General features: G+C 59.7%; 18 protein-coding genes. 10 read left to right on the plus strand and 8 right to left on the minus strand.

Annotated features, from left to right (window positions below; genetic code table 11):
- Positions 1 to 79 precede the first annotated feature (79 nt).
- From DWX58_RS07465 to DWX58_RS15370, 5 genes are all read right to left on the minus strand, one after another.
- A complete protein-coding gene (locus DWX58_RS07465) occupies positions 80 to 1,114 on the minus strand; it encodes a TPM domain-containing protein (RefSeq protein WP_118642479.1) in 1,035 nt (344 codons plus the stop codon).
- 133 nt (positions 1,115 to 1,247) lie between these two features.
- On the minus strand, positions 1,248 to 2,456 hold the full coding sequence (locus DWX58_RS07470; RefSeq protein ID WP_118642481.1) for a toxic anion resistance protein: 1,209 nt from the start codon (positions 2,454 to 2,456) through the stop codon (positions 1,248 to 1,250).
- Positions 2,446 to 2,700, minus strand: a complete 255-nt coding sequence (locus DWX58_RS07475) for a hypothetical protein (RefSeq protein WP_118642483.1) — start codon at positions 2,698 to 2,700, stop codon at positions 2,446 to 2,448. The genes DWX58_RS07470 and DWX58_RS07475 overlap by 11 nt, the downstream gene beginning before the upstream one ends.
- A gap of 15 nt (positions 2,701 to 2,715) precedes the next feature.
- Positions 2,716 to 3,441 (minus strand): 5-bromo-4-chloroindolyl phosphate hydrolysis family protein, encoded by a 726-nt coding sequence (locus DWX58_RS07480; RefSeq protein ID WP_118642485.1) that lies wholly within the window; start codon positions 3,439 to 3,441, stop codon positions 2,716 to 2,718.
- A complete protein-coding gene (locus DWX58_RS15370) occupies positions 3,426 to 3,719 on the minus strand; it encodes a hypothetical protein (RefSeq protein ID WP_199648723.1) in 294 nt (97 codons plus the stop codon). The genes DWX58_RS07480 and DWX58_RS15370 overlap by 16 nt, the downstream gene beginning before the upstream one ends.
- Here DWX58_RS15370 and DWX58_RS07485 point away from each other — a divergent pair.
- The 7 genes from DWX58_RS07485 (at position 3,718) to DWX58_RS07515 (ending at position 11,692) form a co-directional block, all read left to right on the plus strand.
- Entirely contained in the window at positions 3,718 to 5,589 is a 1,872-nt protein-coding gene (locus tag DWX58_RS07485; RefSeq protein ID WP_158579231.1) for an LTA synthase family protein, read from the plus strand. The genes DWX58_RS15370 and DWX58_RS07485 overlap by 2 nt on opposite strands.
- 91 nt (positions 5,590 to 5,680) lie before the next feature.
- Positions 5,681 to 6,898 carry a threonine ammonia-lyase gene (ilvA, locus tag DWX58_RS07490; RefSeq protein ID WP_118642489.1) on the plus strand — a complete coding sequence of 406 codons (1,218 nt, stop codon included), beginning with the start codon at positions 5,681 to 5,683 and terminating at the stop codon, positions 6,896 to 6,898.
- Between the two features lie 274 nt (positions 6,899 to 7,172).
- Positions 7,173 to 7,817 carry a ribulose-phosphate 3-epimerase gene (gene rpe / locus DWX58_RS07495; RefSeq protein WP_118642491.1) on the plus strand — a complete coding sequence of 215 codons (645 nt, stop codon included), beginning with the start codon at positions 7,173 to 7,175 and terminating at the stop codon, positions 7,815 to 7,817.
- Between the two features lie 208 nt (positions 7,818 to 8,025).
- Positions 8,026 to 8,628 (plus strand): recombination mediator RecR, encoded by a 603-nt coding sequence (recR, locus tag DWX58_RS07500; protein ID WP_118642493.1) that lies wholly within the window; start codon positions 8,026 to 8,028, stop codon positions 8,626 to 8,628.
- A 33-nt stretch (positions 8,629 to 8,661) separates the two neighbouring features.
- Positions 8,662 to 9,402 (plus strand): hypothetical protein, encoded by a 741-nt coding sequence (locus DWX58_RS07505; RefSeq protein WP_118642495.1) that lies wholly within the window; start codon positions 8,662 to 8,664, stop codon positions 9,400 to 9,402.
- A gap of 159 nt (positions 9,403 to 9,561) precedes the next feature.
- Entirely contained in the window at positions 9,562 to 10,935 is a 1,374-nt protein-coding gene (locus tag DWX58_RS07510) for a serpin family protein (RefSeq protein WP_118642497.1), read from the plus strand.
- A 130-nt stretch (positions 10,936 to 11,065) separates the two neighbouring features.
- Positions 11,066 to 11,692, plus strand: a complete 627-nt coding sequence (locus DWX58_RS07515; RefSeq protein ID WP_118642499.1) for a hypothetical protein — start codon at positions 11,066 to 11,068, stop codon at positions 11,690 to 11,692.
- Between the two features lie 274 nt (positions 11,693 to 11,966).
- Here DWX58_RS07515 and DWX58_RS07520 read toward each other — a convergent pair whose 3' ends face one another.
- Together DWX58_RS07520 and sfsA are read right to left on the minus strand one after the other, a co-directional pair.
- Positions 11,967 to 12,362 (minus strand): helix-turn-helix transcriptional regulator, encoded by a 396-nt coding sequence (locus DWX58_RS07520; protein ID WP_118642501.1) that lies wholly within the window; start codon positions 12,360 to 12,362, stop codon positions 11,967 to 11,969.
- An 82-nt stretch (positions 12,363 to 12,444) separates the two neighbouring features.
- Positions 12,445 to 13,137: a DNA/RNA nuclease SfsA gene (gene sfsA, locus DWX58_RS07525; protein ID WP_118642503.1), complete on the minus strand. Its 693-nt coding sequence runs from the start codon at positions 13,135 to 13,137 to the stop codon at positions 12,445 to 12,447.
- Between the two features lie 268 nt (positions 13,138 to 13,405).
- Between sfsA and DWX58_RS07530 the strand changes: the two genes are divergently transcribed.
- The 3 genes from DWX58_RS07530 to DWX58_RS07540 all read left to right on the plus strand — a co-directional run bounded on the left by DWX58_RS07530 (position 13,406) and on the right by DWX58_RS07540 (position 17,053).
- The gene (locus DWX58_RS07530; protein ID WP_118642505.1) at positions 13,406 to 14,290 is read left to right on the plus strand and encodes an EamA family transporter; all 885 of its coding nucleotides are present in this window, start codon (positions 13,406 to 13,408) and stop codon (positions 14,288 to 14,290) included.
- Positions 14,291 to 14,675: 385 nt separating this feature from the next.
- Positions 14,676 to 16,061 carry a TrpB-like pyridoxal phosphate-dependent enzyme gene (locus DWX58_RS07535; RefSeq protein WP_118642614.1) on the plus strand — a complete coding sequence of 462 codons (1,386 nt, stop codon included), beginning with the start codon at positions 14,676 to 14,678 and terminating at the stop codon, positions 16,059 to 16,061.
- Positions 16,062 to 16,183: 122 nt separating this feature from the next.
- Positions 16,184 to 17,053, plus strand: a complete 870-nt coding sequence (locus tag DWX58_RS07540; RefSeq protein ID WP_118642507.1) for a C39 family peptidase — start codon at positions 16,184 to 16,186, stop codon at positions 17,051 to 17,053.
- Positions 17,054 to 17,141: 88 nt separating this feature from the next.
- Here DWX58_RS07540 and clpB read toward each other — a convergent pair whose 3' ends face one another.
- Positions 17,142 to 19,772, minus strand: a complete 2,631-nt coding sequence (clpB, locus tag DWX58_RS07545; protein ID WP_118642509.1) for an ATP-dependent chaperone ClpB — start codon at positions 19,770 to 19,772, stop codon at positions 17,142 to 17,144.
- Between the last annotated feature and the right edge of the window lie 21 nt (positions 19,773 to 19,793).

Below are 19,793 nucleotides of genomic sequence, written 5' to 3' on the forward strand. Positions count from 1 at the left end.
GATATGTTGGGCACGGACACAAAAAGAGGGCGCCGCCCCACGTGGGGACGACGCCCTTTTTGCTCTCGTTTTAAATGACTCAGCGCCGGCCAAAGCCTCCGCCGCGGCCACCGCCGAAGCCACCACCGCCCCGGCTGCCGCCGAAGCCGCCTCCGCGGCTGAAACCGCCGCCTCGGCTGCCGCCAGAGAAGCCTCCGCCACCCCGGCTTCCGCCAAAGCTGCCACCACGGCCCGGTCCGCTGAAGCCGGAGAAGCCCCCGCCGCCGGGGCGGGAGGAGTGATTTCCACCACCCGGACCGCCAAAGCCGCCGAAGCCGCCCGGTCCCCTGGGTCCTCCGGGGGGAGGAGGCGGGGGACGGCGCCAGCGCCGCCGGTACCAGCCGTAGCCCGGTCCATGCCAGAACAGAATGGGCCGGAACATCACGGGCGGATTGACCACGCCGTAATAGCGCTGCCGGTAAGAGGCGTAGCGGAGATTGTCCACCACCGTGGCAATGACCAGCAGGATCACCAACAGCATAACGATGCCGTAGACGTTGATTCCGCTCTGATAGCCATAGCTTCCATTGCCCAGATAGCCCAGGCCATACTGGTCCACATAGTACTCATTCACTTCCCGGAACAGCTCCAGGATGCCGGAGGCATACTCCTTGTCCGCCACGCCCTCATAGAGGTAAGTGTTCATGTAGGAGTTGATCTGGCTGTCGGTAAGAGGGTAGTTATCTCCGGGAAGGAAGTAGGCGCTGCCGCTGCCCGTCTCAATTACCAGCACGGCATCTGCCGCCGACAGCTCCCAGGCCATGGCCCGGTCATAGGCGTAGTCCTCCAGACTGCCGGACGCAGTGGGTACCACCGCCACCGCCACCAGGCTGTCATAGCGCTTCAGCCAGTTGGCGTTGTATAGGTTGATCTGGCGTTCCTGCTCCTGAGTCAGCACGTCCGCCTCGTCCAGCAAAAAGCCTTCGCTGTAGCTGGTAGACAGACTGGTGTCCAATCCCACCGACGCAGGACTGTTTGGCACGGTCTCCTCCCGGTTCAGGCCGATGAACACCGCCCCGGCTACCATCGCCAGGGTGATGACCACCGCCACCCAGGTTTTCTGAAAAAATTTCATTGCCGGTTCCTTTCTTCGCTGTGCTTGTTCCGGTTCTCATTTCTGCCGCGCGGCGATCCTTCGCGCTTCGCGCTGTCACGCTGCGGATTGGCCGCACGGACGGGTCAATAACTCCGCCGTCTCTGCGCTGCTTTTATCCTCTCAGCTCCAGCAGTTTCTGCTTCAGCTCGCCCTCGATGCGGCCCAGCTCGGCCTCGGCCTCTTTCCGCTTCTGGGCGCCCTCGGTCTGGATCTTCATGACCTCGTCCAGAGTGGAGATGAGCTGCTCGTTGGTGTGCTGGAGGGTCTGGATATCCACCACGCTGCGCTCGGCCTCCCGAGCGGTCTCGATGGTGCCCATCTTCAGCATATCTGCGTTCTTCTTCAGCAGGTCGTTGGTCATGTTGGTCACAGCAGTCTGAGCCGCAGTGGCCTGACGGCCGTGCTCCAGACCCAGGGCCAACACCATCTGGCTCTTCCACAGGGGGATGGTGTTTACCAGAGAGGACTGGATCTTCTCCAGCATCTGGGTGTCATTGTTCTGCAGAAGGCGGGTCTGGGGACCCATCTGGATGGAAATCATCCGGGTCAGCTCCAGGTCGTGGAGCTTCTTCTCAAAGCGGGTGCACAGGTTGGCAAAGTCGTTGTAGGCCTGAGCATCCTCCTGGGCACCGGTCTGGGCAGCCTTCTTCTTCAGCTCCTCCAGATCGTGGGTGCGCAGGTACTCCAGGCGCTTCTTGCCCGCGATGATATACATGGTGAGCTCTTTATAATACTTGGTGTTCAGGTCATACATCTGGTCGAACATAGCGATGTCCTTCATGAGGACAATCTGGTGGTTCTCCAGCACCTTCACAATCTTGTTTACGTTGGTCTCCGCCTTGGAGTAGCTGGCTTTCAGTGCCTCCAGCTCGTCCTTCTTCTTCTGGAAAAAGCCGAAGATACCGCCCTTCTTCTCCTCGCCCTGGCCGAAGTTCTTCAGCTCCACCACCAGGGAGGACAGGGCCTCGCCCACTTCGCCCAGGTCCTTGGTCTTTACGTTGTTCAGGGCACTCTCCGAGAAGGCGGCGATGTTCTTCTGGGCCGCCGCGCCGTACTGGAGCACCATGTTGGAGTCGGTGACGTCGATCTTCTGGGCAAAGTCGTCCACCATCTTCCGCTCCGCCTCGCTGAGCATGGACTCATCCAGCTTCACCGCGTTGGCATCCCGCTGGGCCTGAACGGCCTCCGCCTGGGCCTGAGCCGTGTCGACGGGGGGTTCCAGGGTGAGCGCAGGCGCTTCGGGGGCTGCAGGGGCCTGGGCAGCCGCGGCGGTATCCGGGGTCAGGGTCAGCTCCGGGGTCAGATTCAGTTCATCGCTCATGTGGATTTCCTCCTAAATTGTTGTTATCGTTCGATTTTTTCCAATTATATGCCAGATAGCAGTACCATTGAAGGGCGCAGCACAGGACTTGAAGCAAAACCAGGACCGCTGCCAAGCTCATGCTCACCCCGTCCAGGCTGCGGCCGGCAGCGAGAAAAAAGCCTAGCTGGATAGCCAGTACCAGCGTCCAGAGCAGGGCGGCCGCCAGGCACTCGTCCCGGCTGATCCGGTTCCGATATCCCATCACCGCAAGCCCTCCTTACAGCTCCAGGTTCACGTCCGTATCCTTCTTCTGTTCCTGTCCCATCTGCATCCCGCCCAGGCCCTCCCGGGCCAGCAGGTTTTCCATTACGGTAATGTCGGTGGAGATGTCCAGTGCCTCCTCCCCAAAGAGGGCGTCCAGCTGCTTGTCAAAGGCCTGGACAATGGTATCCATCATGGTCTCCACCTTGCCCTTGGTGGCGTCGATGTTGCTGCCGGAGATGCCGGCGGCATCCATCCGGTCATAGGCGTTGAGAATCTTCAGCGTGGTGGGCAGGTAGTAGTCCAGGAAGCGGCGGATCTGAGGCAGCTTCTTGGGCTGAGCCACCACCTGGTCGATGATCTTGCCCGTGACCTCCTCCAGGTGGTCGATCTGGGCAGAAATCTTCTCGTCCTCAATGCTGTCGTTGAGCCGACGCATCTCACTCAAAGCCCGCTCCCGCTCTTTCAGCAGAGCATCAATCTCCGGGTTTCCGGTGGATTTGGGGGTCTCCTTCTTGGGGGCCTCCTCCTTTTTCTTGGGTTCCTCTTTCTTCTCCTCCCCAGGCATGGCGTAGGCTTTATCCGGGAATATGGCTTTGCCCACCACAAATACCACGGCACATACCGCCGCACACAGGGCGTAGTGGACCGGACGGCGAAGGGGGAAAACCAGGGCATAAACCAAGCTGGTCACCCCGATGAGATAGATGGGAAGTACCGAGCGCTTTACATGCTTTGCCATAACAAACCTCCACAGCTCACAGCCTTCCATGCCGCGGCGAAATCGGGCCGGGCGCTGGGTATTTTTCTTATGAATGCATTATATCCTTCCCAAAGAGGGGTGTCAAGTTGCCCATTTTCTCCGATTCCCGCTTGAAATCCGAATTTAATCGCGCTACAATAGCGATATCTGTTGTCAAAGATTGTCCTTTTTTCTCCCCACCGGCAGCCATCGGCTGCCGTCTCATAATTTAGGGCATTTTTTATGCCCATTCTTTGCAAAGGAGTTGTGATTTCCATGCCCGACTTGCTGATGCCTGCCGCTCCCGCAGGCGAAGCGGTCTCCTCTCCCCTGGCCCGTATCCGCGGGACGCGGGTGCTTATTGGGCTGGGGTGGCTGAGCACCCCCTTCTTCCCCCTGTTCTGTCTGTTTGTCATGGACTACATGAACTTCGGCGGCCACCTGACCGTCCAGTTCACCTTCTGGGAGCGGCACCCCCGCTCCGCACTCTTTGAAGTGGTGGTGGTGCTTCTTCTGTTTGCGGTCCTCACCCTGATTCTCCGCCGTCTTTGGATCTCGGGGCTGATCTTCGGACTGTTGTCCCTGATTGCCGCCTACGTCAATTACACCAAGGCCGCCCTCAACGGCGACCACCTCTATCCCCAGGATCTGGCCATGGTCACTCAGGCCAAGGAGCTGACCTCCTTCATCAGCGGAGATACCCCTGTCTGGTTCTGGCTGGGTGTCGCGGCGGTGCTGCTGTGGGTGGGCTGGTTCTGGCTGTTCCGCATCGCCCTGCTCCGCCCCTTCTTCTGGCGCTGGTCCACAGCGGCCCTGATCATTCTGGCCGTCTACTTATCGGTGAACACCACCACCAAGACTGAGCGGGTGCTCAACCGCTTTGGCATGTCCACCATCGATTCCGCCCTTCAGAGCTCCAACTATGCCGCCAATGGCTTTGTGGGCGCCTTCACCATCAACGTACTCAGTATGCAGGTCCAGCCCCCCGCCGGGTACAGTCAGGACACCATTCAGTCCATTCTGGAGCCCTATCAGGCCGTGGCCGCCGATCCTGACGCCCAGGTCTTCGACGTGGTGGTAGTCCTCAGCGAGAGCTTCTTCGACCCCCGCATTCTGCCCGGAGTCTCTTTCTCGGAAAATCCGCTGGACAACTATGACCGGCTGCTGGACGACCCCAACAGTTACAGCGGACTTATTTATACCACCGCTCTGGGAGGCGGCACCGTACGTCCGGAATTCGCCCTGCTCACCGGACTGACCACCGACTACATGCCCGACGTCACCACCCCCTACTGGTATGTGGATCACGCCTTCCCCACCTATGTATCCAATTATAAGGACGCGGGCTACACCACCCTGGCCGTCCATCCCTACGACAAGAAATTCTACGCCCGAAACACCGCCTATCCCCTGCTGGGCTTTGATGAATTCTACGGCCAGGAGGAGGTGGCCGAGCTGGTGGAGCCCACCTATAAGCGCAGCTACATCAGCGATGACACCACCTTCCAGGCCATCCGCACCCTGGTAGACAGCCAGGAGGATCCGGTCTTCCTCTTTGCCATTACCATGGAAAATCACCAGCCCTTCAATGCCCTGGACGCGGAGGACATCCACATTCAGGTGGACTGCCCCGCCATGTCTGAGGCCTCTCTCACCGCCCTGACCACCTACACCCAGGGGCTCTACGATGCGGACCAGATGCTGGGCTCCCTGGCAGACTGGATTGACATCCGGGAAAAGCCCACTGTACTGCTCTTCTTCGGTGACCATCTGCCTACCCTGGGCAGCAACTTCTCCGCTTACGATGAAACGGGATTTGTGGACGCCAGCGGGAATCAGACCACGGAAGACCGGCAGCTGCTCTACTCCACCCCCTTTATCATCTACTCCAACCGGGAGCTGGAGGGCGGACTGCTGGAGGAGCACACCGGAAACCAGATCTCCGACTACAACCTGCTCAACTCCCTGGCCCGCTCCACCGGCATGGCCCGCACCCCCTACATGGAGCTGCTGGCCGACTTCTATCAGAACGTCCCCTTCTACAATAACCGTCTGCTCCTTCCCCTGAGTCAGGAGGACACCTTCTTCCCCCAGGCCATGGAGCAGATCACCTATGACCGGGTACTGGGTGAAGGCTGGTCCAATTGAATCTGATTCTCCTACATTGACTTATCCCTTATAATTATGTATATTTAATGGTAAATCGTATTTTGCGAAACGAAATAAAGGAGACGGAACCATGACCCTCGAACAGTTTAAAAACGCCCGGAATGTGCTCCAGGGCGTTTTGCGGCCCACTCACCTCATTGATTCCCCCTACCTGTCCCGGCTGTGCGGAAACCATGTGTACCTCAAGCCGGAGAACATGCAGGTCACCGGGGCCTACAAGATTCGAGGCGCTTTCTATAAAATCAGCACCCTGACTCCGGAGGAAAAGGAGCGCGGTCTGGTCACCGCCTCCGCCGGAAACCACGCCCAGGGTGTGGCCTATGCGGCCCAGGCCGCCGGCGTGGCCGCCACCATCGTCATGCCCACCACCACTCCCCTGGTGAAGGTGAACAACACCAAGGACTACGGAGCCAAGGTGGTGCTCCATGGCGAGGTCTTTGACGACGCCGCTGAGCTGGCCGCCAAGCTCTCCCAGGAGCAGGGGCTCACCTACGTCCATCCCTTCAACGACCTCACCCTGGCCACCGGCCAGGGCACCATCGCCTATGAGATTTTCCAGGACCTGCCCGATGTGGACGTCATCCTGGTCCCCATCGGCGGCGGCGGTCTGGCCGCCGGCGTATCCACCCTGGCCAAGCTTCTCAACCCCAACGTGGAGGTCATCGGCGTGGAGCCGGTGGGGGCCGCCTCCATGAAGGCCAGCCTGGAGGCCGGCCATGTGGTCACCCTGCCCACCGCCACCACCATTGCTGACGGCGTGGCGGTGAAGACTCCGGGCGATCTGGTCTTCCCCTATGTCCAGAAAAACGTGGACCGGGTGCTGGCTCTGGAGGACACCGAGCTGGTGGAGGCCTTCCTGGATTTGATGGAGCGGCACAAGATGGTGGTGGAAAACGCCGGTCTTCTCACCGTGGCCGCCCTGCGTCACCTGGACTGCCGGGGCAAGAACGTGGTCTCCGTCCTCTCCGGCGGCAACATGGACGTCATCACCATGGCCTCCCTGGTCCAGCACGGCCTTATCCGCCGGGGCCGGATCTTCACCTTCGCCGTGCAGCTGCCTGACCGGCCCGGCGAACTGCTGCGGGTGGCTGAGGTGCTGGCCAAAAACAACGGCAACATCATCAAGCTGGAGCACAACCAGTTCATTAACATCAACCGCCAGTCCGGCGTGGAGCTTCGGGTCACGCTGGAGGCCTTCGGCCACGAGCACAAGGAGCAGATTCTCCAGGCCCTGGGTGAGGCGGGCTATCACGCCGTGGAGACGGACACCGCCGATTTCTACAACTAAACCGGAAGTGGAAGCGGAACCTTGTTCTTCCTCTGCCGCCCGCCGGGGAGTGAGGCTCCTCCGGCGGGCGGCTATCTGAAAAGCGGCGGGCCGGCCGGGATGGAACGGACGGGGGTGGGCCGTGGGCTCGGCCCGGAGCAAATCCGTTCTCCCGGAGGCTCCCGGGAAGCGTCCGCTCCCCTTCTCCGCCCTGTATCCTATGCGCCCGGAGTCCGGGCTGCCCCTGATGCAACCGCTTTGTTATTTTGTCGTATGGAAAGTGAGGCTGTCAGTTATGGTAAAAATCGCCCCTTCAATTCTGTCCGCTGACTTTGCAAATCTGGGACGGGACATTCAGCGCGTCTCCTCCGCGGAATACCTCCATGTGGATGTAATGGACGGCGCCTTTGTGCCCAATATCACCCTGGGCGTGCCGGTGGTCCAGTCCATCCGCAAGTGCACGGACATGTTTTTGGACGTCCACCTGATGGTGGACAAGCCCGTTCGCTACATTGAGGCCTTTGCCAAGGCGGGAGCCGACCTGCTCTCCGTCCACCTGGAGGCCGACCACCCCAAGCACATTGCCCAGGCGCTGGACATTATGGGCCAGTGCGGCGTGAAGAAAGCCGTCGCCCTTCGCCCCATCACCTCTCCCAATGCCATTCTGCCCTACATTGAGCAGCTGGACATGGTGCTGGTGATGACGGTGGAGCCCGGCTTCGGCGGCCAGTCCTTTATGGAAAACCAGCTGGACACCATCCGCCAGGTCCGGGCCATTATCGACCGCTATAACCCCGCCTGCGAGCTGGAGGTGGACGGCGGTGTCTCCCCCAAGACCGCCCCGCTGGTGATAGAGGCGGGTGCCAACGTGCTGGTGGCTGGCTCCGCCGTGTACGGCACTCCCGACCCCGCCGCCGCCATCGCCGCCCTGCGAGGCTGACCAAAACCGCGGCATAAAGGAATACCAGTTCCTCACCGCAGACAGTCCAGAGCAGGTCATGAACGACATGGTTCAGGCGGGCTGGCGGGTGGCTGGAACCTCCCGTCAGCCCCGGTTCCAACTCAAATTTATCATTACTCTGGAACGGGAATCCCAAAATTCCTAACTCCTAAATTTCTCATTTCTCATCCCCTGGAGGTCAGTCCCCATGGAATACTTTCCCCCCGCCCTTGAAAATCTGGTGGAACAGTTTGCCAAGCTGCCCGGCATCGGCCGAAAGAGCGCCCAGCGCCTGGCCTTCCACGTCCTCTCCCTGTCTCCGGAAGAGGCGGAGGCCTTTGCCCAGGCCGTTGTAGAGGCCAAGCGTGCCATCCACTGCTGCCCCGTGTGCCAGAACCTTACGGAGGGGGACGGCCCCTGCTCCATCTGTGCCAGCCCCCGCCGGGACACCTCTCTCATCTGCGTGGTGGCCGACCCCAAGGATGTGGTGGCCATGGAGCGCTCCCGGGAGTATCAGGGGCTCTATCACGTGCTTCATGGGGTCATCTCCCCCATGAACCATGTAAGCCCCGACGATCTGCACATCAAGTCCCTGTTGGAGCGTGTGGCTGCCGGGGGAGTGTCCGAGGTCATCATGGCCACCAACCCGGATACAGAGGGGGAGGCCACCGCCATGTACCTCTCCCGGCTGCTGAAGCCCTTCCAGGTGAAGGTCACCCGCCTGGCCTACGGCATCCCCGTGGGCAGCCACCTGGAGTACACCGATGACGCCACCCTCATGCGGGCGCTGGAGGGCCGGCGGGAAATGTAAGCGCCACACCACTGAGAAAGGAGCGTCACGGCAATGCCCACCATCCCCAAGCTGTCCAAGGTGACCCGGCACTATCTGCGGGATTTTTCCTTTCGCCTGGCGGTCTTTCTCTTTGTGGCCACTCTCTTTCTCTTTCGGCCGGATTGGCTGGACTTCACGGGAAACGCTCCGGTCCTGCCCCTTCTGCTGCTCTGGCTGGCTGTGGCCGGCTCCATGGTGGTTCAGCTCAACCCCAACAGCCTGCTGACCACCGGATGCCTCAAGCAGTATCCCACCCGCTATGACCCGGTGGACCATTACCGTCCGGAGGATCTGCGGCAGGCGGTAAAAATTCAGGACCGCGGCGCTTTGAAGGTGGCTGTGGTATGGCTGGCCATCAACCTGTGCTTCGGCATTCTCTATCACCGCGGTGTGCTGTCTGTACCGGTGCTGGTTCTGCTGTGTGCCCTGTGCTACCTCTGCGACCTCATCTGCGTGCTGTTCTTCTGTCCCTTCCAGACCTTTCTCATGAAAAACCGATGCTGCGTCAACTGCCGGATCTTTGCCTGGGGCTCCTGGATGATGGCCGCTCCCCTCATGTGCGTCCCCCACTGGTACGCCCAGAGCCTGTTCTGGATTGGCGTGGTGGTGCTGATCTTCTGGGAGGTGCGCTACCGCCGCCACCCGGAGCGGTTCTGGTACGGTTCCAACAAGCTGCTCCAATGCGCCCACTGCCCGGAGCAGCTGTGCCGCTACAAAGTTCCCCGCTCCCCCCGTTTCCGAAAGCCCCTGTGACTCCCTGCCTCCCGTTCTGCAAGGCAGGGGCTTTTTTTACCCGTCTAATCTGTTTTCTCTCTGTGTTTTACGGGCATTGGGGGAACTTTTTCCTGTTTTATCCGTCTAAAGAGACAGAACAAACCGGCATCTGTCCGTTTTGGAAAGGAGTGCATTGTCTTGAAACGACGAATCCTCACCGCCGCACTGGCCGCTTTGCTGGCCCTTTCTCTCACTGCCTGCGGCTCCCCCGCTCACTCCGGCTCCGGAAGCTCCCTGCCCCCTTCTGTCTCCAAGCTGGCTCTCAACCAGCCTGTCTATCCCGACTTTCCTCAGCAGCCCGACTTGAGCGAGTTTGGGGAGGACTGGGAGTCCTATGACCGGGCCTCCTCGGAATATTATGAAGATCTCTCTGCCCTGCGGGGTGACGGAATCGCCCCGGACACGGTGCAGGCCCTCTCTGACTTTGCCGGGCGCAGCACCGCCCTGGCCATCGCCGGCATGGAGGGGGAGAACACCGTCTACTCCCCCCTGTCTCTGTGGTCCGCTCTGGCTATGCTGGCCCAGTGCTCCGGGGGTGAGAGCCGTCAGCAGGTGCTCACGGCCCTGGGCAGCGACGGGCTGGAATCCCTTCAGGAGCAGGTGGCTCAGGTGTGGCAGGGGCTCTACACAGACAACGGAGTCAGTTCCCTGCTTCTGGCCAACTCCATCTGGCTCAACAGCAGCATGGAGGGCTCCTACGTGGAGGAGACTCTGGAGGCCCTGGCTCAGAACTACTACGCCGGCGCCTTTGCCGTCCCCATGGGCACTGCTGAGGCCGACCAGGCGGTCACCGACTGGGTGAGCCAGCAGACCCACGGTCTCATCGGCGGGGAGGAGCCCGTGGTGGAGACCAAGGAGTACACCCTGGCCCTGCTGGCCTCCTCTCTCTACTACAAAGCCCCCTGGGCGGAGGAGTTCTCAGAGTCCCAGACCTGGGCCGACACCTTCACCGATGCCGCAGGAAATTCCTCTCAGGTGGACTTCATGCATCAGGAACACCACGGCACCATGCTCACCGGAGCGGGCTGGCAGGCGGCCAGTCTCAGCACTCAGCTGGGCGAGGTAGTCTTTGTCCTGCCTGACCAGGGCGTCACTCCCGAGTCCCTGCTGGAGGACGGAAGCCTTCTGTCCAGCCTGGACTTCAATGACCCCGGGGCCCAAAGCGGCGCTATCACGTGGTCGGTCCCCAAATTTGACGTGGATTCCGAGCTGGATCTGCTCCCGGCCTTAGAAGCGCTGGGTATCACCGATCTGCTGGATGCGGATGCTGCCGACCTCTCTCCCCTCACCTCCATCGGTGCCTACCTCTCCGGCGCCACCCAGATGGCCCGGGTAAAGGCAGACGAGGAGGGCGTGGAGGCCGCCGCCGTCACCATCCTCACCATGGACGCCACCGCCGCTCTGGAAGATCCCGAGCCTATGGTGATGGATCTGGACCGCCCCTTCCTTTTTGTCATCCGCACCGAGGGCGTTCCCCTCTTTGTGGGCATCGTCAACCAGGTGAACGGATAACGCTCTCCTCAACGCCCAATTCGGCATTGTGCTGCCGGCCAGAACGCTATGTATCATTCTACATCCAGTTGAACAAAGCTAAAAGTTTCAAGAGCTCACCCAATGTGATTACAGATTGGAAGTGCATGCGATGAAGAAATTTTTAACACTGCTGCTTGCCTTTACTACGGTATGTTCTCTTGTGGCCTGCGGTGGACACAACGATTATTCACCCAAAAGCAATATGCAGGATGGTCAGCAACAGAATCGCGCCCAATCGTCCATGGGCGAAACTGACATAACAGAAGCAATCGACTTTGATGCTTCTGTTTCTTGGGCAAACTGGTCGGATGACCCCAAAATCAGAGAATTGGCGCTTAACAGGGACACATTTGAACTTCGTTCGGCTGGACATATTCCCGTCTACAAGTGCGACACATTAGAAGAACTAAAGGAGTTCAAAACAACATTTTCAGGTACCTTTACTATGGACGGAGCTTGGGACGAAGTACCCTCTTTTGAGGAAGTGACCGCAGATTATACGGATGATTTCTTTACTGAAAACACCTTGCTTTTGGTCTATGTGGAGGCAGGCAGCTGCACGCCTCGATTTGGGATAGATTCTGTTTTGAAAGAGAACGACACGCTCTCCGTCTACGTCAAATGCACTTATAACCCCGAAGAAGGCGACTGTGCAATGGCAGGGTGGCTGTTTACGATCTCTGTCAACAACGACCAGGTACAAGATTGCACTCACTTTGATGCTGTTCTGAAGTAAGAAAACAATAAAATTTTGACAAACCCCTCTGCCTGTTCACCGGAGCAGACAGAGGGGTTTTAATCCATTCAAATCAGAGGGATCATGTTCGTGTTGCCGGTCGCTGCACCCCCCACACGAATAACGCCCAAGGTACCAAACTGAAGTTTCCCAATCGTGATTCACTGAGTTGGACGGAAGATACACCGGCAGCACATGATGGAATTGGGAGTTTCTCAAAAAGACCCGCCGGGAACCAAGTTCGTTCCCGGCGGGCCTTTTTTCTTTCATTCGTTCAGCGCCGGCGGATCTCCAGCACAATTTTCCGGGTACAGCCCAGCATCACCAGAATCAGCACTACCACCGCCAGTTCCAGGGGTTCCCAGCGGCCAAAGAGCGCCTGCAGGGCCAGATAGGTGACCACTGAGCCCATGAGCACCCCAAACACCGCACCCCCCAGGTTGGGGCCCCAGAAGCGGGAACGGCTCTCACTGTCGGGGTAGATGAGCTCGTCCACACCCACCTGAAAGAACTCCGCCAGCTTCATCAAATCGTCGATAGAGGGGTTGGTCTGTCCCCGTTCCCAGTTGGAGATGGTCTGCCGGGTGGTGTGCAGCTGGGCAGCCACGGTCTCCTGGCTCATCCCCCTCCGCTCCCGGATGCGCTTCAAATTTCGGGCTACGTCGTTCATCGCCTGTCCTCCTCGGTCCCTTTTCTGTCTCCAACATAGGGCGCTGCGTGGAAAAAGTCAAGCAAGGATTCCTTGCCCCGCCTCAAAGCCGCACGGGGAGCGGATGAACCACCCGCAGCTCCTCCGGGGTGACGGCGCACTCCATGGCCAGCACCTCCACGCCTGCCTTGGCTGCCCGGCGCAGAGCGTCGCCGAACTGGGGGTGGGTGGCGTCGTTGGGCTCCAGATACTTCATCCCCTCCATCTGGACGATGAAGCACACCGCCGCCTCATAGCCCGCCGCCTTGGCAGCCGCCAGTTCTTCCAGATGCTTCACCCCCCGCAGGGTGGGGGCGTCGGGGAAGCGGACCACGCCCTCCTCCTCCAGGGTGACCCCCTTCACCTCCACAAAGCCCCGGGCAGAGGAAGACTCCCAATAGAAATCAAAGCGTGAGGCGCCGTAGGTGGTCTCCGGGCGCAGCAGGGTAAGCTCCGGCCGGAAGCCCCCGGCGGAGGCCCACTCTCCAAACACCTTGTTGGGGGCCTGAGAATCCATGTTGATGAGCAGGGGACCGTTCCCCGTCTCTTTTTCCACGGCCACCAGATCAAAACGGGTCTTGCGCGTGGGGTTGGTGCTCTCCTCCAGATACACCAGCGCCCCGGGCACCAGCAGCTCCCGGCAGCGGCCGGTATTCTTTACATGGCACACCTCCGTTCCGCCCTCCACCTCCACATGGGCAATAAACCGGTTGGGCCGGGCCAGAAAACGGCCCGGTGAAATATTCGTATAGCGCATCTTGTATTTCTCCCACTTTTTCTGGTATGATAGCATCGTTCGAGCTTCTATGATAAACGGCTTTCCAAGTCAGTTGGTCTTGCACTTCCCGTTGGGAGACTCAATGCACCAACGGAACTACGCATTGCAGCAACAGCTGAATTTTATAAAAACAACCATTCTGAGCCGTTTTTATGGAATCGGGCGGCTGCCGCCGCACAAACAAACTGCATCGCGGTTGATTCAGCAGAAATTATTATAGTGCATCTGCAAGGGGGAGACAAGTCTCATGCAGGCAAAAGCTACCTGGTCCATTGTCCTCGCCGCTGCCCTATGGGGTGGAATCGGCGTTTTTTTGAAGCTGCTCACCGCCGCCGGTCTGTCCTCCATGGAAGGTGTCGCCGTGCGCAGCGCCGTATCCGCCATTCTGTACGGCCTGTTCCTGGCTGTCACAGACCGGAAGGCTTTGCTCATTCACCCCCGTCACTGGTACTATTTTTTCGGCACCGGAGTCTGCTCCCTGGTATTTTTTAACTGGTGCTATTTTACTACTATCTCCCAGAGCTCTATGTCGGTGGCCGCTGTACTTCTGTACACCTCCCCCGTCTTTGTCGCCCTGCTGTCCGCCCTCTTCCTTCGGGAACGGTTTACCGCTCAAAAAGCCAGCGTCCTTCTGCTCACCTTCGCAGGGTGTGCCCTGGTGACCGGCCTGTTTCCTTTGGGACAGCAGCATGTGTCCCTGATTACCCTTCTGCTGGGTCTGGGTTCCGGATTCGGCTACGCTCTTTATTCCATTTTCGGAAAATTTGCTCTGGAAAAGTACACCCCTTCCACCGTAACCTTCTATACGTTTTTATTCGCCGCGGTGGCTTCTGTCCCCATCTCCGGGCTTTACCGTCATCTGCATCTGCTGGTCAGCTGGAAGGCAGCGGCAGGCGGTCTGGGCATCGGCCTTTTCTGCTGTATTCTACCCTATCTGCTCTACACCGCAGGCCTACAGCATGTGGAGGCGGGTAAGGCCGCCATTCTGGCCACCATTGAGCCTTTTGTGGCCGCTCTGCTGGGTATCTTACTCTTTCACGAGGAAATCACTTTTTTCAAGCTGCTGGGCATGGCCGCCATTTTCGGTGCCGTCCTCCTGCTTAACCGCCCGATCCTGAAAAAGGAAACTTAAAAATTGGGGCTTGACACCCGAACTTCATCTCGCTATAATAGCACCAAATTAAATCAGAAAACCGATGAGAAAGAGGAGTAGCAGCGAGTCGGAACCTTACAGAGAGCCGCAGGCGGTGGAATTGCGGCAGGGGACGCCGGTGTGAATGGACTTTCGAGGGCTAAGCGAACGGGAAACCAAGTAGCGCGACGGGGACTCCGCCCGTTATCAGGGGAGCATGGGCTGTTTGGCCTGTGAAAGTGAGCGGGCGTATCTTCATACGTCAATCCGGGTGGCACCGCAGAGGCTGATTGCAGTCCTTTGTCCCAGAATGAAAATTTCGGGGACGAAGGGCTTTTTTGTTGCCTTCTCCCCAGACGAAAAGGAGAAATGAACCATGAGCACTGTGAAAAAAATCCCTCACCGCCTGTATTTGACCGAAGACCAGATGCCCCGCCAGTGGTTCAACCTGCGCTCGGCCATGCCGGAGCAGCCCGACCCTCTCATCCACCCCGGCACCCTTCAGCCCCTGGGGGTAAGCGATTTGGCTCCCATCTTCTGCGAGGAGCTGGCAAAGCAGGAGCTGGACGGCACCACCCCCCATGTGGACATTCCCGAGGAGGTGCTGGAGGTTTACAAGATGTACCGCCCCTCCCCCCTCATCCGGGCCTATGAGCTGGAGAAGGCTCTGGGCACCCCCGCCCGCATCTACTACAAGTTTGAGGGCAATAACACCTCCGGCTCCCACAAGCTCAATTCCGCTGTGGCCCAGGCCTACTACGCCAAGATGCAGGGGCTCACCGGTGTCACCACCGAGACCGGTGCCGGCCAGTGGGGCACCGCCCTCAGCGAGGCCTGCTCATACTTCGGCCTCACCTGCGACGTTTACATGGTCAAGTGCTCCTATGAGCAGAAGCCCTTCCGCAAGGCGGTGATGGGAGTCTTTAACGCCAGTGTCACTCCCTCCCCCTCCATGACCACCGAAGCCGGGCGGAAAATTCTGGCCGAAAATCCGGGCACCACCGGCAGCCTGGGCTGCGCCATCTCCGAGGCGGTGGAGGCCGCCGTCCAGAGCGGCGGCAAGAAACGCTATGTGCTGGGCAGCGTCCTCAACCAGGTGCTGCTCCACCAGTCCATCATCGGTCTGGAGAGCAAGCTGGCTATGGAGCAGCTGGGCGAGTACCCCGATGTAGTGGTGGGCTGCTCCGGCGGCGGCTCCAACCTGGGCGGCCTCATTGCCCCCTTCATGGCCGACAAGCTCCAGGGCGTAAAGAACCCCCGCATTGTGGCGGTGGAGCCCGCTTCCTGCCCCTCCTTTACCCGGGGCAAGTACGCCTACGACTTCTGCGACACCGGCAAGGTGACCCCTCTGGCCCGGATGTACACCCTGGGCTCCGGCTTCATCCCCTCCGCCAACCACGCCGGCGGCCTGCGCTACCACGGCATGAGCCCCATCCTCTCCAAGCTCTATCACGACGGATACATGGAGGCGGTGAGCTACAAGCAGTCCCAGGTCTTTGAGGCCGCGGTCCTCTTCGCCAAGCGGGAGACCATCCTCCCTGCCCCCGAGTCCGCCCATGCCATCAAGGGAGCCATCGACGAGGCCCTGAAGTGCAAGGAAACCGGCGAGGCCAAGACCATTCTCTTCGGTCTCACCGGAACCGGCTACTTCGACATGACCGCCTATGAGTCCTATCTCTCCGGCTCCATGACTGACTATGTCCCCACCGACGAGGACCTTCAGAAGGGCTTTGATTCCCTGCCCAAGATTCCCCAGAACAAGAACATTTAACGTTCAATCTTTCAAATTTCTTAATCTTTTCTTCGAGCCTTTTTAATTCTCAGGGTGTATGATTCATAGTGCGGCAGAGAAAATGCTCTGCCGCACTATGGCTTTATTAAGATGGTGATTGTATGTATTCCTCTCCGGATTCCGATAACCGTTCCAATGCCCCCAGGCGCTCCCGCTCCTCCCAGCGGCGGCGGAAACGCCGAAGCCCTCTGCCCAAGCTGTTTGCTGCCGGCGTTCTGCTGGGGCTGGCTATCTTCTTCCTGCCCCGGCTCTACGAAGGATTGTATTCCGCGCCTCAGCTTCCCCAGACCCTGACCGATGAATTGGAGGCCCTGGCGGACAGCCAGCCCGAGGCCCAGCCGCTGCTGGACCATCCCAACCGATACCCTCAGAAGCTTTTAGAGCTGGCCGCCCGCAACCCGGAGGCCCTGGACTTTGTGCTGGACTACCCCCAGAAAAAGGACGAGCCCGCCGCAAAAACGGTAGGCGAGGTACAAAAGGGGGAGTTCCCCCTGCTTCTGCAGTGGGATGAGCGCTGGGGCTACCAGACCTATGGGGATGGCCTGATGGGCCTCACCGGCTGCGGGCCCACCGTCCTGTCCATGGCGGTGTGCGGCCTGACGGGAGACAACACCATTACTCCCTGGGTGGTGGCCCGGTACGCCCAGGAGGCTGGCTGGTACGTAGATGGTTCCGGCTCCAGCTGGGATCTCATGCGGGAGGGCTGCCACCACTATGGCTTGCAGGCGGAGGAGCTCCCCTTGGACGAGGGAATCGTGACCCGGGAACTGGAAAAGGGACACCCCGTCATATGCAGCATGGGTCCAGGCGACTTCACCACCAGCGGCCACTTCATTCTTCTCACTGGAATGGAGGACGGACAAATCTGCCTCAACGACCCCAACCGCCCCTCCAACAGCGAAAAGCGGTGGGATTTTGATACCCTGGCCTCTCAGATCCGCAATCTGTGGGCCTGTTCCCCGGTGGAGTAAATCCCTCACTCCATCGATAAAAAATCCCCCGTGTTCTCTGCTTTGACAGAGAGCACGGGGGATTGATTTTTATGGCAGCACAGTTGGCTTACAGGTCGATGACCTCGCCGGTGAGCACCTCGTGACTGTCCACCACCAGCTGGCCGTCCCGGCAGTCCACGGTGATGGTCTGACCGCCCTCCACCTGGTCGGCGATGATCTTCTTGCTGATCAGCGTCTCCACAGTGTGCTGGAGGTAACGGCGCAGAGGCCGGGCACCGTAGATGGGGTCGTAGGCCGCGTTGATGATCTCCGCCTTGGCCGCAGGGGTGAGGGTGACGGTGAGCTGCTTGTCCTCCAAACGCTTGTTGAGCTCGGCCACCATCAGGTCGATGATGTGGGTCACGTTCTCCTTCGTGAGAGGCTTATAGAAGACAATCTCATCCAGCCGGTTCAGGAACTCCGGGCGGAAGGAGCGCTTCAAGAGCTCGTTCACCTGGTCCCGGGCCTCCTGACTGATTTCACCGTTTTCATCGATGCCGTCCAGCAGGAACTGGGAGCCCAGGTTGGAGGTGAGGATGATGATGGTATTCTTGAAGTCCACCGTGCGGCCCTGGCTGTCGGTAATCCGGCCGTCGTCCAGCACCTGCAGGAGGATGTTGAACACGTCGGGGTGTGCCTTCTCCACCTCATCAAAGAGGATGACGGAGTAGGGGTGACGGCGCACGGCCTCGGTGAGCTGGCCGCCCTCCTCATAGCCCACATATCCCGGAGGGGCACCGATGAGCCGCGACACAGAGAATTTCTCCATGTACTCGGTCATGTCGATGCGCACCAGGTTCTTCTCGCTGTCAAAGAGGGCCTCGGCCAGGGTCTTGGCCAGCTCCGTCTTACCGACACCGGTGGGGCCCAGGAACAGGAAAGATCCAATGGGCTTGTTGGGGTCGGCGATGCCGGCGCGGCTTCTCAGGATGGCCTCGGACACCAGGCGCACGGCCTCGTCCTGGCCCACCACACGCTTGTGGAGAATGTCCTCCAGGTGCAGCAGCTTCTCCCGCTCGCCCTCCATGAGCCGAGCCACGGGGATGCCGGTCCAGCGCTCGATGATCCGGGCGATCTCCTCCTCGGTGACCTTGTCCCGCAGCAGGGAACGCTGACGGCTCTCATTGGCAATCTGCTCCTCCGCCTCCAGGGCCTTCTTGAGCTCGGGGATGCGGCCATACTGGAGCTCAGCAGCCTTGTTGAGGTCGTACTCCCGCTGGGCCTTCTCCAGGGCGGCATTGGCGGCTTCCAGGTCCTCACGGAGCTTCTGCACCTTGCCGATGGCGCCCTTCTCGTTGTCCCACTGGGCCTTCTTGGCCTTGAATTCCTCCCGCATGTCGGAGAGCTCCTTCTGGATTTCCGCCAAATGCTCCTGGGAGAGCTTGTCGGTCTCCTTCTTCAGGGCAGCCTCCTCAATCTCATGCTGGATGATCTTCCGCTGGATGACATCCAGCTCGGTGGGCATGGAGTCCATCTCCGTTCGAATCATGGCACAGGCCTCATCCACCAGGTCGATGGCCTTGTCGGGCAGGAAGCGGTCGGTTATATAGCGGTTGGAGAGGGTGGCGGCAGCAATGATGGCGCCGTCGGTGATTTTCACACCGTGATATACCTCGTAGCGCTCCTTCAGGCCACGGAGGATGGCGATGGCGTCCTCCACCGTGGGCTCGTTCACCATGACGGGCTGGAACCGGCGCTCCAGAGCGGCGTCCTTTTCAATATACTGCCGGTACTCGTTGAGGGTGGTGGCACCGATGCAGTGCAGCTCGCCCCGAGCCAGCATGGGCTTTAAGAGGTTGCCTGCGTCCATGGCACCCTCGGTCTTGCCCGCACCCACAATGGTGTGAAGCTCATCGATGAACAGGATGATCTTGCCCTCGGACTTCTTTACTTCGTTCAGAACAGCCTTCAGCCGCTCCTCAAATTCGCCCCGGTACTTGGCACCGGCGATGAGGGAGCCCATATCCAGAGCAAAGATGGTCTTGTCCTTCAGGGAGCTGGGCACGTCGCCCTTTACAATCCGTTGGGCCAGGCCCTCGGCGATGGCGGTTTTGCCGACGCCAGGCTCGCCGATGAGGACGGGGTTATTCTTGCTCTTCCGGGAGAGGATGCGGATGACGTTCCGGATTTCATCGTCCCGGCCGATGACGGGGTCCAGCTTGTTCTGGCGTGCCCGCTCCACCAGGTCGGAGCCGTACTTCTTCAGGGCGTCATAGGTCTCCTCCGGGTTGTCGCTGGTGACCCGCTGATTGCCCCGGACGGAGGCCAGGGCCTGCATGACCCGCTCCTTGGTAACATTATAGGTACGGTAGAGCTGGCTCAGCTCCCGGTTGGCGCTGTCCAGCAGGCCCAGGAAGATGTGCTCCACCGAGATATACTCGTCCTTCATGGACTCTGCCGCCTGCTCGGCACTCTTGAGGGCCTTGTCCACGTCCTGGGCCACATAGATTTTGTCCGCCTCCCGGCTGCCGCCGGACACCTTGGGCAGCTTTTCCACTTCCGCCTTGATGGCCGCCTCGAAGCTGGGCACCGTCATTCCCATGGCAGTGAGCAGCTGGGGAATAAAGCCCTCCTGGTCGGACACCAGCGCCAGCAGCAGGTGCTGCTGCTCAATCTGCTGCTGCCCGTACTCCTGGGCCAGGTCCCTGGCCCCCTGGATGGCAGAGAGGGATTTTTGAGTAAACTGATTCATATTCATATGAAAGAAACCTCCTTTTTT

The sequence above is a fragment of the Pseudoflavonifractor sp. AF19-9AC genome, from assembly GCF_003478995.1.
Lineage (GTDB): Bacteria > Bacillota > Clostridia > Oscillospirales > Oscillospiraceae > Lawsonibacter.

What these genes read in the sequence shown, in the direction of transcription:
- sfsA (WP_118642503.1), bottom strand. Translation starts at nt 13,137, where the DNA reads ATGCGCTATACGAATATTTCACCGGGCCGTTTTCTGGCCCGGCCCAAC.
- DWX58_RS07470 (WP_118642481.1), bottom strand. Translation starts at nt 2,456, where the DNA reads ATGAGCGATGAACTGAATCTGACCCCGGAGCTGACCCTGACCCCGGAT.
- DWX58_RS07485 (WP_158579231.1), top strand. Translation starts at nt 3,718, where the DNA reads ATGCCCGACTTGCTGATGCCTGCCGCTCCCGCAGGCGAAGCGGTCTCC.
- DWX58_RS07530 (WP_118642505.1), top strand. Translation starts at nt 13,406, where the DNA reads ATGCAGGCAAAAGCTACCTGGTCCATTGTCCTCGCCGCTGCCCTATGG.
- DWX58_RS15370 (WP_199648723.1), bottom strand. Translation starts at nt 3,719, where the DNA reads ATGGAAATCACAACTCCTTTGCAAAGAATGGGCATAAAAAATGCCCTA.
- rpe (WP_118642491.1), top strand. Translation starts at nt 7,173, where the DNA reads ATGGTAAAAATCGCCCCTTCAATTCTGTCCGCTGACTTTGCAAATCTG.
- DWX58_RS07465 (WP_118642479.1), bottom strand. Translation starts at nt 1,114, where the DNA reads ATGAAATTTTTTCAGAAAACCTGGGTGGCGGTGGTCATCACCCTGGCG.
- ilvA (WP_118642489.1), top strand. Translation starts at nt 5,681, where the DNA reads ATGACCCTCGAACAGTTTAAAAACGCCCGGAATGTGCTCCAGGGCGTT.
- DWX58_RS07480 (WP_118642485.1), bottom strand. Translation starts at nt 3,441, where the DNA reads ATGGCAAAGCATGTAAAGCGCTCGGTACTTCCCATCTATCTCATCGGG.
- clpB (WP_118642509.1), bottom strand. Translation starts at nt 19,772, where the DNA reads ATGAATATGAATCAGTTTACTCAAAAATCCCTCTCTGCCATCCAGGGG.
- DWX58_RS07520 (WP_118642501.1), bottom strand. Translation starts at nt 12,362, where the DNA reads ATGAACGACGTAGCCCGAAATTTGAAGCGCATCCGGGAGCGGAGGGGG.
- recR (WP_118642493.1), top strand. Translation starts at nt 8,026, where the DNA reads ATGGAATACTTTCCCCCCGCCCTTGAAAATCTGGTGGAACAGTTTGCC.
- DWX58_RS07515 (WP_118642499.1), top strand. Translation starts at nt 11,066, where the DNA reads ATGAAGAAATTTTTAACACTGCTGCTTGCCTTTACTACGGTATGTTCT.
- DWX58_RS07475 (WP_118642483.1), bottom strand. Translation starts at nt 2,700, where the DNA reads ATGGGATATCGGAACCGGATCAGCCGGGACGAGTGCCTGGCGGCCGCC.
- DWX58_RS07505 (WP_118642495.1), top strand. Translation starts at nt 8,662, where the DNA reads ATGCCCACCATCCCCAAGCTGTCCAAGGTGACCCGGCACTATCTGCGG.
- DWX58_RS07540 (WP_118642507.1), top strand. Translation starts at nt 16,184, where the DNA reads ATGTATTCCTCTCCGGATTCCGATAACCGTTCCAATGCCCCCAGGCGC.